Origin of the sequence: Spirillospora sp. CA-294931 (assembly GCF_050946795.1) — a bacterium.
Classification (GTDB): Bacteria; Actinomycetota; Actinomycetes; order Streptosporangiales; family Streptosporangiaceae; genus Spirillospora.
The window spans coordinates 7,943,062-7,958,203 of record NZ_CP192006.1 but is presented as its reverse complement, the minus strand read 5'-3'; the positions used below and the strand labels follow the sequence as shown (position 1 = coordinate 7,958,203).

General features: G+C 71.2%; 11 protein-coding genes. 8 read left to right on the top strand and 3 right to left on the bottom strand.

Annotated elements, in window-relative coordinates; all coding sequences use genetic code 11:
- Positions 1–7: 7 nt before the first annotated feature.
- From ACQPY4_RS35900 to ACQPY4_RS35890, 3 genes are read right to left on the bottom strand one after another with little or no spacing between them, the layout of a single operon-like run.
- Entirely contained in the window at positions 8–1,177 is a 1,170-nt protein-coding gene (locus ACQPY4_RS35900; RefSeq protein WP_433328780.1) for a DUF4350 domain-containing protein, read from the bottom strand.
- Positions 1,171–1,845 (bottom strand): DUF4129 domain-containing protein, encoded by a 675-nt coding sequence (locus ACQPY4_RS35895; protein WP_433328778.1) that lies wholly within the window; start codon positions 1,843–1,845, stop codon positions 1,171–1,173. The genes ACQPY4_RS35900 and ACQPY4_RS35895 overlap by 7 nt, the downstream gene beginning before the upstream one ends.
- Complete coding sequence (locus ACQPY4_RS35890; RefSeq protein ID WP_433328776.1) at positions 1,842–3,341, bottom strand: hypothetical protein; 1,500 nt, start codon at positions 3,339–3,341, stop codon at positions 1,842–1,844. Before ACQPY4_RS35890 ends, ACQPY4_RS35895 begins: the two co-directional genes overlap by 4 nt.
- Before the next feature lie 453 nt (positions 3,342–3,794).
- On the opposite strand from ACQPY4_RS35890, the gene mtrA reads away from it, so the two are divergent.
- The 8 genes from mtrA to ACQPY4_RS35850 all read left to right on the top strand — a co-directional run bounded on the left by mtrA (position 3,795) and on the right by ACQPY4_RS35850 (position 15,114).
- Positions 3,795–4,472 (top strand): MtrAB system response regulator MtrA, encoded by a 678-nt coding sequence (gene mtrA, locus ACQPY4_RS35885; protein ID WP_030165828.1) that lies wholly within the window; start codon positions 3,795–3,797, stop codon positions 4,470–4,472.
- A 764-nt stretch (positions 4,473–5,236) separates the two neighbouring features.
- A complete protein-coding gene (gene mtrB / locus ACQPY4_RS35880; protein ID WP_433328773.1) occupies positions 5,237–6,856 on the top strand; it encodes an MtrAB system histidine kinase MtrB in 1,620 nt (539 codons plus the stop codon).
- Positions 6,853–8,634, top strand: coding sequence for an LpqB family beta-propeller domain-containing protein (locus ACQPY4_RS35875; protein WP_433328771.1), 1,782 nt, complete (start codon positions 6,853–6,855; stop codon positions 8,632–8,634). The genes mtrB and ACQPY4_RS35875 overlap by 4 nt, the downstream gene beginning before the upstream one ends.
- A 60-nt stretch (positions 8,635–8,694) precedes the next feature.
- Positions 8,695–9,363, top strand: a complete 669-nt coding sequence (locus ACQPY4_RS35870; RefSeq protein WP_433328769.1) for a ComF family protein — start codon at positions 8,695–8,697, stop codon at positions 9,361–9,363.
- Between the two features lie 645 nt (positions 9,364–10,008).
- Positions 10,009–10,695, top strand: coding sequence for a ribosome hibernation-promoting factor, HPF/YfiA family (hpf, locus tag ACQPY4_RS35865; protein ID WP_433328767.1), 687 nt, complete (start codon positions 10,009–10,011; stop codon positions 10,693–10,695).
- A 1,082-nt stretch (positions 10,696–11,777) separates the two neighbouring features.
- Positions 11,778–12,527: a response regulator gene (locus ACQPY4_RS35860; protein ID WP_433339142.1), complete on the top strand. Its 750-nt coding sequence runs from the start codon at positions 11,778–11,780 to the stop codon at positions 12,525–12,527.
- 902 nt (positions 12,528–13,429) lie between these two features.
- Positions 13,430–13,933, top strand: coding sequence for a hypothetical protein (locus ACQPY4_RS35855; RefSeq protein ID WP_433328765.1), 504 nt, complete (start codon positions 13,430–13,432; stop codon positions 13,931–13,933).
- A complete protein-coding gene (locus tag ACQPY4_RS35850) occupies positions 13,930–15,114 on the top strand; it encodes a winged helix-turn-helix domain-containing protein (RefSeq protein WP_433328763.1) in 1,185 nt (394 codons plus the stop codon). The genes ACQPY4_RS35855 and ACQPY4_RS35850 overlap by 4 nt, the downstream gene beginning before the upstream one ends.
- The last annotated feature ends 28 nt before the right edge of the window (positions 15,115–15,142 follow it).

The following is a 15,142-nucleotide window of genomic DNA, read 5'->3' as shown; positions in this document are numbered from 1 at the left end:
GGGTGGTTCACGAGTCGCGTACCTGCCTTTCCAGGTCGTCGAGAAGGTCGGTCAACCCGACGAGTTGAAGGTCGTCCACCGGTTCGGGACCGTACAGGGCGGCGCCGACGGTCGCCTCGTCGTAGGCCGTCCGCTGCGTGACCGCGGTGACGATCTCGTGCGCGGACGCGGGGTCCTGCGCGGCGCTGCGGGGGAGGCCGAGCAGGGGGACGACGCGTTCGCGCGCCCCCGAGCGCAGCGCGTCGGCGGCGCGGTCGCGGGCCCGATGCGCCCGGTAGAGCCGGGACCGTCCCTCGACCGCCTCGGCCGAGCGGACCACGACCGGCAGCGCCTCGGCCACCACGGGCCCCAGGCGCCGGGACCGCCACAGCGCGACGAGCACCACGGCGATGAACAACTGGAAGAAGAACAACTTGACCCCGAACGGGACGAGATCGCCCATCGACTTGTCGCCGCTGTTGCTGCCGGGCTTGGGCTGGTCGGGGATCAGCCACACCACCGAGGCGCGCGCGCCCATGAGGTTCATGGCCAGGGCGGCGTTGCCTTCCTCGTCCAGTTCCTCGTTGGTGAACGCCTCTTCGGAGCCGACCACGGTGACCGTCCGGCCCTCGGTGCCGACCTGGACGACCCTGGGCAGGTCGTCGGCCAGGTAGCAGGAGGTCGCGCCGGACGGCGCCTCATAGGTCTCCGAACGCCCGAACCGGACCTTCCCGGCGAGCGTGGCCGCCTGGAGCCCGCAGCCGGGCTCGTCGGTCTCCTCGAAGGTGGCGCTGCCGCGCTCGACACCCGGGGCCAGCGCCCGCAGGACGTCCTGGCCGGGCGAGATCAGCAGCAGGTCGCCCGCGGTGGCGCGCAGCCGGTCGAGATCGGTGTCGGTGAGCCGCTCGGGCCGCGTCACGACCAGCACGGTGTTCGCGGACGTCTTCCCGGGGGCGTCGTCCGCTTGGCGCACCACGTCGACGGGGGTGCCGCGCTGCCGGAGGATCTCCGCGAGCGCGCGCGTGCCCCCGGGGCTGGGCGAGGTGGGGTCGAGGTCCTGGACCTTGCTGGACGGGCGCAGCGCCGCCAGGACGAGCGCGACCACGACCATCGCCAGGATCGCGAAGACCACGCCCCGGGAGGCCCGCCAGCGCCGCCCGGCGACCTGCGCCGCCGTCGGCTCGGACGCGGTCACCATCGCATGCCTCCGTCCAGCGCCTCGGCGGCCTCGTCGTCGGCGCCCAGCGCGCGGGGACGGGTGGCGCGCAGCCGCTCGTCCAGGGCCCGGACGGAGCCGTAGCCCTGCTCGCTGCCGGGCCGGTCGCCGTACCAGACGTCGTCGAACAGGCGCACACAGGCGGCCAGCTCGGCCGCCAGCTCGGGCAGCGCCTCGCCCGCCTCGGCCGCCAGCTCGTCGGCGGTGCGGCCCGGCCTGGGCGCGAGGACGGCGCGTTCTTCAAGATCACGGGCTATGGCGCGGAGCCGTTCGCGGATGGCGTTGGGCCAGTCGCCCGCCGCGGCGTACGCCTCGGCCGCCGTGCGATGGTCGCTTGCCGTGCTCGCGGGGTCGTCGTTCAGGGCCTCCTTGCGCGAGCGGGTGTTGCGCCCGCCGCGCATGAGCCAGGCCGCGAGCGCGATCAGCACCGCCACCAGGATCAGGATGACGATCACCGACACCCACCCGCCCCCGTTGCCGTGCGCCGTCGGGTCGGCGCCTCGGTCGGACAGGTCGCGCAGCCACTCGGAGAACTGCTCCCAGAGCCGCTCCAGCCAGGACGGCCGGTCGCGGTTGTAGATCGGCTTCTCCAGCTCGCGCCGGGCCAGCTCACGGGCCTCGTCACGCCCGATCGGGGGGTCGGTGATCATCGCATCGCCCCGTTGTCGGGTCCGGGATAGGACGGCGGCGCCTGAGGCCCGGGCGCATAACCGCTCGGCGGGGCCGGCGGCGCGCCCGTGTGATTCGGAGGCGCGGGCGTGTGTGGCTGAGACGTGTGGTGCGGGGGCGGGGTCTGGGGCGCAGCCGAGTGATTCGGGGGCGCGGCCTGGGGCGCCGTTGTGTCGTGCGGGGGCATGGCCCGGGGCGCGCCCGCGTGGTGCGGGGGCGGGGCCATATGGTGCGGGGGCGTGTCGTGCTGGAGCGCGGGCGCATAGCCGGTGGACGGTGGCGCGGGCGCGTGGTGCTGGGGCGCGTAGCCGGTTGTGGGCGGCGGCTGGGAGGTGGGCGCGTAGTGGGACGGGGGGCCCTGTGGCCCGGATGTCTGGTAGCTGGGCGCGGGGTAGGACGGCGGAGGCTGGGGCCGCCACATGTCGAGGAACTCGTCGTCCTCACCGGCCGGGACGTCGTCGTCATCGTCATCGCGGTCCGGTGCCGGCGCCGAGGCCCGGGCGCGGGTGCGGAGTTCGAGGTCGAGGCCCTCGCGGCGCATCCGGCGGTCCATGTACAGCAGCGCGATCACGCCCGCGTCGAACGGCAGGACGACCGACCAGCCGACGATGCGTCCCAGCGTGTCGACCGCCAGGCCCAGGATCAGCTTGCCGCCCTCGGCGTCGTCGCTGAAGAAGATCAGCTCGACCACCAGGAACGGGATGCGCAGCGCGAAGTACCCCATGAAGACGGTGATCAGCATCGCGGCCAGCAGCGTCCCGCAGGTGCGCCACCAGCGGCCCTTGGACAGTCGCCAGGCGCGCCGCAGCGCACCGCCGACCGTCTCCCGCTCCATGATCACCGCGGGCGCGGCCAGCACCAGCAGCACATAGAGCCAGATCATCAGGGCGAGCCCGGCCGGGATGCCGACGATCCCGAACACCACGCCCGCCGCGGGCGGCGCGTCGACCGCCAGGCAGGCCAGGAAGGGCGCCATCGGCAGCAGCAGCCCCAGCAGCGCCGCCAGCATGATCACCACGGCGGTCGCCACCAGGCGCGGGAACCGGGGACGCGCGTCGCGCCACGCCTGCCGCGCCGTCCCGGGGAGCCCGAACATGCCGCGTCCCAGCACGGGGCTCAACAGGCCCGCCAGCACCAGGATGCCGAACGCGGACAACACCAGCCCGATCGCGCCCAGAGTCAGCTGAGCCCCGACCGACCGCAACAGCCACCCGGGGCTGATCTCGGTGTCGGCCCGCTCGCCGATGAAGTAGTAGGCCGCCACGGAACCGGTCACCTGGATGACGGTCGTGACCAATACGGATAGGCCCAGAGTCGCCTTCGGATGCGTCCGGATGCCCGCGATGGCGCCGTCCAGCATCTCCGAGATCGTCATGGGCCGGAACGGGAAATCGCCGCCCAGCGCCACGTCGGCAGGGGGGAGCCGGACAGGGCGGAGCTCGGAGGCGCTCTTGTCCCAAGCGTCCGGTCTCGACATTTCCCGTCTCCCCGTGCGACTGCTCCGCGGCGCCCCCGCGCCTCGGCTTCGGGGGTTCATCCTGTCATGACCACGCGCCTCGATTGCCCCTACCGGTCGAGCTCATGACGATGGGCGCATACCGGAACTTATTCCACCAGACCCCATCGCGTGACAACCGCGACCGCGTCCCGCGAGTCCTTGGGTAGGACGGTGTTCGACCGGGCAGTCTCATCTCGGGCCGGGCGATATCGCCCGGCGGACGGCCTTCGCCGGATGGGGCGGCCGGGTCAAGAGTGACGTTCCGGCGCCAGGAGGGGTCATGGACAAGGCAAACGCAGGTAACCTGGCTCGCCAAGGTGTATCTCTCGCCGGCGAGGTGTGGCTGGATCTCGACTCCGGGGGTGTGCGGGACGAATCTACCTCCGCGCTCTCCGTGCCCCACCGAACCCCGACTTTGTGACGATGAGGGCCATGAGAGGACGTGTACTGGTCGTCGACGACGACCTCGCGCTCGCCGAGATGCTCGGCATCGTGCTGCGTGGCGAGGGTTTCGAGCCCTCGTTCGTCCATGATGGCGACAAGGCGCTCGAGGCGTTCCGGGAGACCCGGCCCGACCTGGTGCTGCTCGACCTGATGCTCCCCGGCGCCGACGGCATCGACGTGTGCCGTCAGATCCGCGCCGAGTCCGGCATCCCGATCGTCATGCTGACGGCCAAGAGCGACACCGTCGACGTGGTCCTGGGTCTGGAGTCCGGCGCCGACGACTACATCGTCAAGCCGTTCAAGCCCAAGGAGCTCGTGGCCCGTGTGCGCGCGCGCCTGCGCCGCACCGACGAGCCCGCCCCCGAGACGCTCCAGATCGGCGACATCACCATCGACGTCGCCGGGCACTCGGTGAAGCGCGGCGACCGCCACATCCCGCTCACCCCCCTGGAGTTCGACCTCCTGGTCGCGCTGGCCCGCAAGCCGCGCCAGGTCTTCACCCGCGAGGTCCTGCTCGAACAGGTCTGGGGCTACCGGCACGCCGCCGACACCCGCCTGGTCAACGTGCACGTGCAGCGGCTCCGCGCGAAGATCGAGAAGGACCCGGAGCGTCCCGAGATCGTCGTGACCGTGCGCGGAGTCGGCTACAAGGCCGGACCCGCCTGACGAGGAACGCTGGAACCCCCCGTGAAGGCGTGGACGGCCCCCCGATGAACGCGACCTCCGACGAGCGGGGCGGGAAGACAAGCGACGCGGCCACCCCCCGGCCACCCGCGGCCTCTCCCGCCCCCGCCCCGGAGCCCCCCACCACGCCCAAACCCCCACCCGACCCAGCAGCGGCAGATCTGAACACGGCCCCCCAGCCCGAGTCCGCAAGCCCGCCGCCCCGGGATGATTCCGACGCGGACGAGCAGGACGCTCCCGTGTCGTCGCCGGGCGCGGGGTCGCAAGCCGAGTCCGCGAGCCCGTCGCCCCAGGGTGGTTCGGGTGCGGACGAGCAGGACGCTCCCGTGTCGTCACCGGGCGCGGGGTTGCAAGCCGAGTCCGCGAGCCCGCCGTCCCGGGGTGATTCCGGCCCGGACGAGCAGGACGCTTCCGCGACGTCGCCGGGCGCGGGGTCGCGAGCCGAGTCCGCGAGCCCGCCGACCCCGGGTGGGGCCGACGAGGAAGGGCCGAGTGCTTCCGCGATTCCGGCGAGCGGGGCGTCGCGGGGGGCGTCCGCGAGCCCGCCGCCCCGGGGTGGTTCCGGTGCGGAAGAGCAGAACGCGGCTGGTACTTGGGTCATTGCCTCCGGGGCGGGGAACAAAAGCGAGCGCGAGCCGTCTGGTGAGGGCGGGGCGCGGACGTTCGCGGGACGTGAGGGGACGGGACGGGGGCGGCTGGTCGGGAACGTGTCGGCTCCGTCTCGGGGGGCGCGTGCTCTGATCCCGTTGAAGAGGTTCGTGCGGCGGGGGCTGCGGTTGCTGCGGCGCGTGGTGCGGGCGGGGGCGGGGCGTGTCTACACGCGCTGGCGTCGCTCGATCCAGGTGCGGGTGGTCACTTCCACGCTGTTCATCTCGGCGATCGTGGTGGCGATCCTCGGGATCTTCCTGATGCAGCAGATCAGCAACGCGCTGGTGGACGGCAAGGTCAAGGCGGCCAGGCTCCAGCTGGACGAGGGGCTCAACGCCGTCCTGCAGGATCTCGGGCCGACGCCGGACAGCAGCGGCAACCGGCTCCAGCAGGCGGCCAACAAGCTGAAGTCGCGCAGCGGGCCGTCCGGCCTCTACGAGGTCTATATCCGCGACACCACCCAGGTGTATATCGATGGCTTCGCCACCAACGAGTTGCGTCCGGAAAGCGTCCCCAAGCGGCTGCGCTACGACCTTCGCCGGGCCGACAAAGGTGCGCGCGACTACAGGTTCGGCACTCTTTCCTACGTCGGACGTGACTCGGTGCGGGGCCTCATCGTCGGAGGCAAGACAGGTCAGTACGAGCTCTACTACCTCTTCCCCCTCACCCAGGAGGAAGAGACCCTGACCCTGGTGAGCCGCTCGCTCTTCGGTGTGGGCGCGGTCCTGGTTCTCTTGCTGGCGGCCATCGCGTCCTTGGTGACACGCCAGGTCGTCATCCCCGTCCGGTTGGCGGCGCAGGGCGCGCAACGCCTGGCCGCCGGACGCCTGGAGGAACGGATGCGGGTGCGCGGCGAGGACGATCTCGCCCGCCTGGCCCGCTCGTTCAACGACATGGCCGCCAACCTCCAGGAGAAGATCGGCGAACTGGAGGACCTCTCGCAGGTCCAGCGGCAGTTCGTCTCGGACGTCTCGCACGAGCTGCGCACACCGCTCACGACCATCCGCATCGCGGCCGACATGCTCTACGAGTACCGCGACACCTTCGACGATCCGGCGGTCGGACGGTCCGCGGAGCTCCTGCAGAGCCAGCTGGAACGGTTCGAGTCGCTGCTGGCCGACCTGCTGGAGATCAGCCGCCACGACGCGGGCGCCGCGACGCTCGACGCCGAGTCGCTCGACATCCGTGACCTGGTGCTGCGGACCGTCGGCGACGTCCAGGGCCTGGCCGAGCGGAAGGGCAGCAAGATCGTCCTTCAGCTGCCGGGCGAGCCGTGCATGGCCGAGGTCGACCGCCGCCGCGTCGAGCGCATCCTGCGGAACCTGCTGGTGAACGCCGTGGAACACGGCGAAGGCGAAGATATCGTGGTGACGGTCGCAGCCGATCGCGACGCGGTCGCCGTGGCCGTGCGCGACCACGGCGTGGGGCTGAGAGCGGGGGAGGGCCAGATGGTGTTCGACCGTTTCTGGCGGGCCGACCCGGCCCGGGCCCGCACGACGGGCGGGACGGGCCTCGGCCTGTCGATCTCCCGGGAGGACGCCCAATTGCACGGCGGGTGGCTCCAGGCCTGGGGGGAACCCAATGCGGGCTCCCAGTTCAGGCTCTCGCTTCCCCGGGTGGCCGGAGCCGAGTTGCGCGGGTCGCCGCTACCGCTCGTCCCGCCGGGCGCCGGTCTGGTGGCGCGCCCCTTGTTCGCCGAGCTGGAGGCGGGTGAGTGAACGGATCCCGGAACGGCATTCCCACGGTCGCGGCCGTCGCGCTGGTGCTGCTCGCGTCCGGGTGCGCGACGGTCCCCACCGGGGGACGGGTCGTCTCGGGCAACCCGCCCGAACGGGTTGAGCAGGTCGACAACCCGTATGTGCGGCTGATCCCCGTCCGGCCGCAGAACGGGTGGGGCCCGGAGCAGATCGTCTCCGGCTTCATGGCCGCGTCCGCGAGCTTCGACGACGACCACAAGGTCGCCAAGGAATACCTGTCGGCGCCTACGGTGTGGCAGCCCGGGCCTCGTCCGGCCGTGACCGTCCTGAAAGACCGTGGCAACCCCCGGGTGAGGGCGAACGCCTCCGAGGCGACCGTCGAGATGACCGGGACCCAGTACGGCCGTATCGGGGCCGACGGCCAGTACACCGCCGAGCCCGACAACGTCACCGTCACCTTCAATCTCACCAAGCCCCGTCCCAACTCCCAATGGCGCATCAGCGGCATGCCCGCCGACATGCGCGGCCGCCTGCTGCTCACCAAGGCCGACGTCGACCGCACCTTCCGGCCCCTGAACCTGTACTTCTTCGCCCCCGGCCAGCGCACGCTCGTCCCGAATGGAGTGTTCCTGCCCATGGCCAACCGGCAGGAGCTGCCGACCAGGCTCGTCCAGGCGCTGCTGGCGGGGCCGACCTCGTGGCTGGGCCAGGCGGTCAAGAGCGCCTTCCCGGCCGGGACGCGGCTACTCGGGGGCAAGGTCGACGTCGTCAAGGACGTCGCCGTGATCAACCTCAGCGCCGAGGGCGGCGGCGGCAACGTCGCACGCATGTCGGGCCAGCTCGCCTGGACCCTCCGCCAGCTCCCCGAGATCAAGGAATGGCGCCTGGCGATCGACGGCGAGACCGTCGCGCCCCAGCAGTCCGTCCACAACCTCGACACCTTCTCCCCGGAGGGCCCCAGCCAGAGCCAGGGGGGCCGCAACCCCTACATCGTGGGCGCCGCCGGAAACCTCAGCGAGCTGGTGAACGACCAGCCCCACCCGGTCCTCAGCACCGGCCCCCGAATGCACCGTCCGGCCGTCGCCCCGAACTACACCGAGATCGCCGGGCTCAGCCAGCAGGCCGACAAGCTCCTGGGCGGCGCCCGCGTCGGCAACTCGCTCCCCGTCAAGACGTTCCTCGGCGTAGGACGCGACGGCGCGCGCTTCACCGCCCCCTCCTGGGGCATGGACGGCTCCCTCTGGACGGTCGAGTCCGCCAAGAACAAGTCCTGGCTGTGGGTCAGGCAGCATCGCGGCAAGCCGATGGGACAGGTCAAGCACTGGGGCCTGGGCGGACGCGAGGTCATGGCCTTCCGGGTGGCCCGCGACGGCGTCCGCGTGGCCGCCATCGTCAAGGTCGACAACCGTCCCCAGATCCAGATAGGCCGCATCGCCACGACCCCCGAAGGCGGCCTGGACGTCGGCTCGTTCCTCCCGGTCAGCTCCGAGCTGGTCGAGACCATCGACCTGGCCTGGCGCGACTACGACACGCTCGCCGTCCTGGGCCGCCGGGTCTCCGACACCCAAGTGCTGCCCTATCTCGTCCCCGTAAACGGCAGCGCCATAAGCCCATTGGGCGTGGGTGCCTTGGGCGAGCCCCGCACCATCGCCGCCGCCCCCGATTCGCCCGTCCTGATCGGGACCCGCACCCAGCAAGACCAGATCTGCCGCCAGGCCCCCGCCCGAGACACCGCCAGCGAGGCCTTCGGCGAATGGGTCTGCCCCATAGCCGGCTCCGACCCCACGTACCCCAGCTAAGTTATCCACAGATTCGCGGGCGGCTGGTGATCTGCGTGGCCGGTCGGCAAGGGTCGAGGGATGCGATTCCTCGACGACGTGATCGGCCTGATCCTTCCCGAGCGGTGCGCGGGCTGCGCGCTCCGGCAGGCGCTGCTGTGCCGGGCGTGCGCGTGCAGGCTGGAGGGGTCGCCGCGCCGCGCCTGGGCTCCTGAGGGCATCCCACCCGTATGGACGTCGGCGTCCTACGAGGGCCCCGTGCGGGCCGTCATCACGGCTCACAAGGAGCGAGGCCGCCTGCCTCTGGCCGATCCCTTAGGCAGGGCATTGGCCCGTGCTGTCACCCATGCCCTCGACGACGACAACGAAGCCGGGCTGGCATTGGTGCCGGTGCCCTCGGGGCGGGGGTCGGTGCGCCGACGCGGGCACGACGCGACCCTGCGGATCGCCAGGGCCGCCGCGCGAGAGCTGGACAGGGGCGGGACGGCCGTGAGCGTCCTTGAGGCGCTGCGGCAGCGCCGGCGGGTGGCCGACCAGGCCGGGCTCTCTCGCGGCCGCAGAGCGGCCAATCTGGCGGGCGCGCTCGCGGCCAGGCCGATCTCCGAGGCACCGGGACGCGTCGTGGTCGTCGACGACGTGATCACCTCCGGGGCGACGCTGCGGGAGGCCGTCCGGGCCCTCCGCGACGTGGGGGTCTCTCCGCTCGCGGCCGCGACGGTCGCCGCCACGCCCCGCCTCCGGGGGAGGTGATTTTCTTCACGTCGAGACGCCAGTCCGGAATGTAGTGACGATCCGTAATCGAGGGAGGATTGGTTTGCGGGGCCGCGTCGGATTCCTTGCGGTATGGCCGACCACTCGGGGTCATGGGGGCGTGAAGGTTTCCCAAACTCACCCCGCGGTGAGGCCGCCATGACCTGGACGATCGCCCGAGGGTCGAGCCCTGTGCACACGCGGGCTCACAGGTCGTGAAGGGCTTTTCCCGGGGGTGGACGGGCCACCCCTCGATGACGGTCCGTGAGTTTTTCCTCCGTTCACCCCCCTGACATTCGAGGCTTGAGGGGTTAGCGTTCCTGACATGGCACCCGCCCGGGTCCGTGGTTGCGCCGGATCGCAATGCTCGTCGCGAGCATCTTTGGCGGTCCGGCAAGCCGATGCCAGGCGCAGGCGAAACGGCCCACGTAAGGCGACTTCTCGTCGACCGATCACGGTGCGCCTTAGAAGTAAGTCCTGCCTCTCCGGGGGATCAGATATCCCCCGGTCAGGGAGAAGGGCAGTAGTGGCGAGAGCGCCGCGAGACCCTCAGCAGGCGAATGTGGGGACGAAGACCAGGTCGGCCGGGCGGGTGCGACCCCGAGCAACGGGAGTCCGTCATTTCCGGGAGAAGGGGGGTCCCGCGTGGACATCATCGTGAGAGGCCGTCACACCGAGGTCAACGACAGGTTCCGCAGGCACGTCGACAGCAAGATGGCGAAGATCGAGCGGTTGGACAGCAAGGTCATCCGCGTGGACGTGGAGGTGTCTCAGGAACGCAATCCCCGACTGGCCGACCAGCGTGAACGGGTCGAGTTGACGATCCGCTCCCGCGGTCCCGTGATCAGGGCCGAAGCCGCCGCCGACGATCGCTACGGCGCGCTCGACCTGGCACTCGACAAACTGGAATCCCGGCTGCGCCGCGACAGCGACCGCCGGAAGGTCCACCACGGAAGCCGGGCCCCCGCCAAGCTCGCCACCATGGAGCCGCTGCCCGAAGTGGCACCGGAACCGGTGGCCAAGCCCAAGAAGCCGCGCCCCGCTCCCTCACCCGCCACCGAAGACGACGGATACGACGCCGACGGCTACGAGGCCGCGGCGGCCGAGCAGGACGAGCACCTCGTCCCGATCCAGATGGACGGCGACGGCCCCGTCGTCGTCCGCGAGAAGTTCCACAAGGCCGAGCCCATGGGCATTGAGCAGGCCCTCTTCGAGATGGAGCTGGTGGGTCACGACTTCTTCCTCTTCCGCGACAAGGGCTCAGGCCACCCCTCCGTCGTCTACCGCCGCCGAGGCTGGGACTACGGAGTCATCACCCTCGTCGAAGAGTGAGGTGGCTCTGGCGCCACGTCACCGCCCAGACCGTGCCATGATCTAGAAAGGCATCACGCAGCAAGTCGCGGACGCGGTGGTCCGCGGTGGTGCGAGGCGTCCGGAACCGCCCGTCCGCGGGCCGGGACCGCCCTCCCCGTCGCCCCGGGCCACCGCATCGTGACGACGCGGTGAACACCCTGCCCGACTGGGAACGCTCCCGGAGGCCCTGACGTTCACCGGGGACGGCCCCAGACTCCCGACGACCCGGACCCAGCGTCCCCCCGGTGATGCCCCAAAACCCTTAGCGTTGCCCCAGGAAGCAGCCAGGACCACCCTGACCGCCCCGGGAACCCACCCCACCGCCCAAATGCCCCACCCAGTCCAACGGAGCCCCCGGAACGCCGCCCGGGGACCTCAACCCCGTCACCCGGCACCCACCCGGGCCGACAAACCTTCACTCGGGCCCAGGCCCGATGCGATCTCGGCCCCGCGCTGGGAAGCAAGAACCATCCGGGTTCACACCCGGTTGCACACCCGGTCCGAGCTCACGCCCGGACCACGAAGCCACCCGGGGCCCTGCCCCGGGACTCACGACGCGTCACCCGGCAGCCATCCGGGCCAACACACCTCATCCGGGCCTCGGTCCGGGGGACTTAGCCTCGTGCTGGGTTGCTAGATCGACCCGGGTTCGCGCCCGGTTGCACGGCTCGATCCGGGTGTGCGCCTGGGTAGAGAGTTGCCCGGGGCGCCGTCCGGGGGCTTGGAGTGCGTCGCCCGGTGGCCAGGCGGGTTGGCGAAGTGGCTTACAGCGGTATCTCGGGCGGAATGTCCGGGTGAGGGAAAGTTCGCGGAATGCTCGGGAGCCACCCGAGGTCGCGGCATGGACCTGGGGATTTGCCTGGGTTTGCAGCTTGGTTCCGGGATTGTGCCCGGATTTGCAGCGTTACCTCGGGCTCGCGTCCGGGGTCACAGTGTCACCATGGGAGCGAACCCGGCCTCCGAAGCGTCTAACCGGGGGAGCCCCCGGGCCCGCAAGCAGCAAGGCATGGATGACCGACAGTGAAGGGGGGAAGCGGCGTCTCTCCCACGCCGCGACTCAGGTGAGCGAGAATCCCGAGGCTCGCGGCGCCGCGGCGGTACCCCGTCAAGCCGGCGCCGGTACCTCAGCGGCCGGCGACGCCTCCGCCGATCCCATCCGCGTGCTGATCGTGGACGACCACGCCCTTTTCCGTCGAGGCCTGGAAATGGTCTTGCAGGGCGAACCCGACATCGAGGTCATCGGTGAGGGCGGCGACGGTCACGAGGCCGTCGAGATGGCCGGTGACCTGCTGCCCGACGTCGTCCTCATGGACATCCGCATGCCGCGCCGCAGCGGCATCGAGGCATGCACGGCGATCAAGGACGCCGCGCCCAGCGCCAAGATCGTGATGCTGACCATCAGCGACGAGGAAGAGGACCTCTTCGAGGCGATCAAGGCCGGGGCCAGTGGCTACTTGCTCAAGGAGATCTCCATCGACGAGGTGCCGCAGGCGGTGCGCGCCGTCCACGGTGGCCAGTCGCTGATCAGCCCCTCGATGGCGTCCAAGCTCATCACCGAGTTCGCGTCCCTGGCCAAGCGCAGCGAGGAGCGCACCCAGCAGGTCCCCGCGCCGCGGCTGACCGAGCGCGAGATGGAGGTCCTCCGCCTGGTGGCGCGGGGCCTGGGCAACCGTGAGATCGCCAAGGAACTCTTCATCTCCGAGAACACGGTCAAGAACCACGTCCGCAACATCCTGGAGAAGCTCCAGCTTCACTCCCGTATGGAGGCCGTGGTCTACGCCGTCCGAGAGAAACTCCTCGAAATCACCTAACGATCTTCATCCGCCGCGCTTCGGCGCGCGAACGGCAATCGAGGCACCACCCCGCGGGCGCCCGGACGGCGAAGTCCGGGCGCGGCCCCCGGCGAGATCCGGGGGCGTGGCCTCCGGTTCACCGACCCGGGGGCGTCCCGCACGGGCCGCCCGGCGCGCGGCCCGGCCCCGACGAGGAGGTGGCCGCGGCCGAGGTGACCGACGCGTCCGGCTCGCGGTCGAGGCACTGCCCGGATGCTGCGCGAGGTCATCGAGTTGGCCTATTCAAGGGCCGGACGTACCGTCAGGTGGCGGCGGAACTGGATCTGGCCGAGGGGACGGCGAAGTCCCGCATCCGCGCCGCGCTCACACGCCTGGCCGACACGCAGGACGGGATCGTGCCGTGAACCCGGGCCAGGACGAAGTGGCGGGCCATCTCTGCCGCTGTGACGCGTGCACTGAGGAATCTGTGCTGCTGGGCGAGGCCGCCGCCCGCTCGGGGGAGCACGAACCTCCGGCCTCTTTGCGTGGCCAGACGCTGGGTGCCGCGTTCGCCGGACGCGCCCCGTCAGGGGGGTTCTCGAAGCACCCGTATGCGGCCCAGGTCGCGGCGCTGGACGCCCTCCTGCGCGACCTGGCCGATACCGAGTGGACGGTGCCCGTCCTGCCCAGCACGGCTGGAACGTTCAAGACGTGGTGGCGCACCTCGCGGCCACGGACGGCTTCGTCGCTGACCGACTGCCCGAGGGACGCGAACCCAGGGGCGACATCGACGCTCGCACGTCCACTGTGGTCGCGTTCGACCGCCCCCGCGCACGCTCGCGGCCTGGCGAGCGCGGTCACATGCCCTCCGCGCGCTCTCAGAGGCCCGCAGAGCGCCCCGGAGCGTCCAGGTGCGCCTCCGGGCACGCCTGGAGGCTGCGATGGTCGCACGGGCCTTCGAGACGTGGATTCACGGCATCGACATCGCCTCCGCCCTGGGGCGCGCCATGCCCACCCCGCGCGCCGAGCACCTCCACACGATGGCCGACCTGGGCGTGCGCTCACTCCCCGCCTCCCTGGCGCTGACTCACGGCGAGTCCCCCGAAGGCAGCGCCCGCGTGGTGCTGGCCGGGGATGGTGGAGGCGACTGGACGATCCGCCTAGGCAGCGATTCCCCCGAACCGGTCGTCACCCTCGCACTGGACGTCCTGGAGTTCTGCTTCGTCGCCGCCGAGAGGCTCCCGCCACACGGGGCGACCACCACGATCGAAGGTGACGTCCCGCTGGGACGTCGGCGCCCGCCTTCGCCGGCCCGTAAGAACGCTCTTCGACCGAGCCGACGGGACGAGGAGTCCGTGCCTTCGTTCTGGACGACTCCGTCCCGGCCCGTTCTGCGACCGGCAATCGGGTTTTGTCGGTGTCGTGTCGTAGCATCTCGGGCGTGACCGAGATCGAACTGTCCGCGGACCATGCACGACGTCTCCAACTGCGCGCCCAAGGGCTGCTCGGCGCCGGGTTCCGGCGTGGGGCCGGTGGGGTTCCGGCGATGCTGGAGGCACTGGGGGCCGTCCAGCTCGACACGATCTCCGTCCTGGCGCGTTCGCACGAGCTCGTCCCGTATGCGCGGCTCGGTGCCGTCGGGCGCGAGACCATCGAGACGGCTTACTGGGGTGGGGGCACCGGGTTCGAATACTGGGCGCACGCGGCCTCGGTCCTGCCGATCTCCGACTGGCCGCACTTCGAGTTCCGGCGACGCGCCTTCCGCGAGCGGGGCTGGCGCTGGCACCAGGTCCCCGAGGGCGTTTGCGACCAGGTGCGCAAGCGCCTCAAGGAGGACGGTCCGCTCACCACCAAGGAACTCGGCGGCGCCAAGGCCGGGGCCGACTGGTGGCAGTGGAGCGACCACAAGATCGCGATCGAGTGGCTGCTCGACATCGGCGAGGTGGTCTGCGTCCGGCGCGTCGGCTGGCGCCGCGTCTACGACCTGGCCGAACGCGCGGTTCCCTCGGAGTTGCTCGACCGGGTCCCGGACGACGCCACCTGCCTCACCCGCCTCGTCGGCCAGGCGGGCCGCGCGCTCGGCGTGGCCACACGCGCTGACCTGGCCGATTACTACCGCGTCCGAGCCGACCAGGTGGACGCGGTCGTGGGGGAGACGGGGCTCGTGCCCGTCCGCGTCCAGGGTTGGAAGAACGCGGCCTGGGCCGACCCGGACGCCCTGAACTCGCCTCCCCGGGGGAGGCACGCCACCGTCCTGCTGTCGCCCTTCGACTCCCTGGTCTGGGACAGAGCCCGCGCCTCCCGCGTGTTCGGCTTCGACCACAGGCTTGAGGCATACGTCCCCAAGGCGAAGCGGATCTACGGCTATTTCGCCATGCCTCTGCTTTCGGGGGGCCGCATCCTGGGCCGCGTCGATCCCGCCCGGGAAGGCAAGACGCTCATAGCCCGCCAGGTCTCCCTGGAACCCTGGGCCACCAAGACCCCCGACCGCATCGAGACCACCCTCACCGCCCTGAGCACGGCGCTCTGGCAAGCCGCGTCCTGGGTCGGCTGCGACTCCGTCCGCGTCGAGCGCATCAACCCGCCCGAACTCGCCTCCCTCCTCAACCTCGGCGACCCCAGTTGACGGGGTGACCTCTTCGAGGTGTGTTGGG

Excerpts from the sequence above, each read along its gene's own strand:
- ACQPY4_RS35870 (WP_433328769.1), top strand. The coding sequence starts at position 8,695 with ATGCGATTCCTCGACGACGTGATCGGCCTGATCCTTCCCGAGCGGTGC.
- mtrA (WP_030165828.1), top strand. The coding sequence starts at position 3,795 with ATGAGAGGACGTGTACTGGTCGTCGACGACGACCTCGCGCTCGCCGAG.
- ACQPY4_RS35890 (WP_433328776.1), bottom strand. The coding sequence starts at position 3,341 with ATGTCGAGACCGGACGCTTGGGACAAGAGCGCCTCCGAGCTCCGCCCT.
- ACQPY4_RS35895 (WP_433328778.1), bottom strand. The coding sequence starts at position 1,845 with ATGATCACCGACCCCCCGATCGGGCGTGACGAGGCCCGTGAGCTGGCC.
- ACQPY4_RS35855 (WP_433328765.1), top strand. The coding sequence starts at position 13,430 with ATGGTCGCACGGGCCTTCGAGACGTGGATTCACGGCATCGACATCGCC.
- ACQPY4_RS35900 (WP_433328780.1), bottom strand. The coding sequence starts at position 1,177 with ATGGTGACCGCGTCCGAGCCGACGGCGGCGCAGGTCGCCGGGCGGCGC.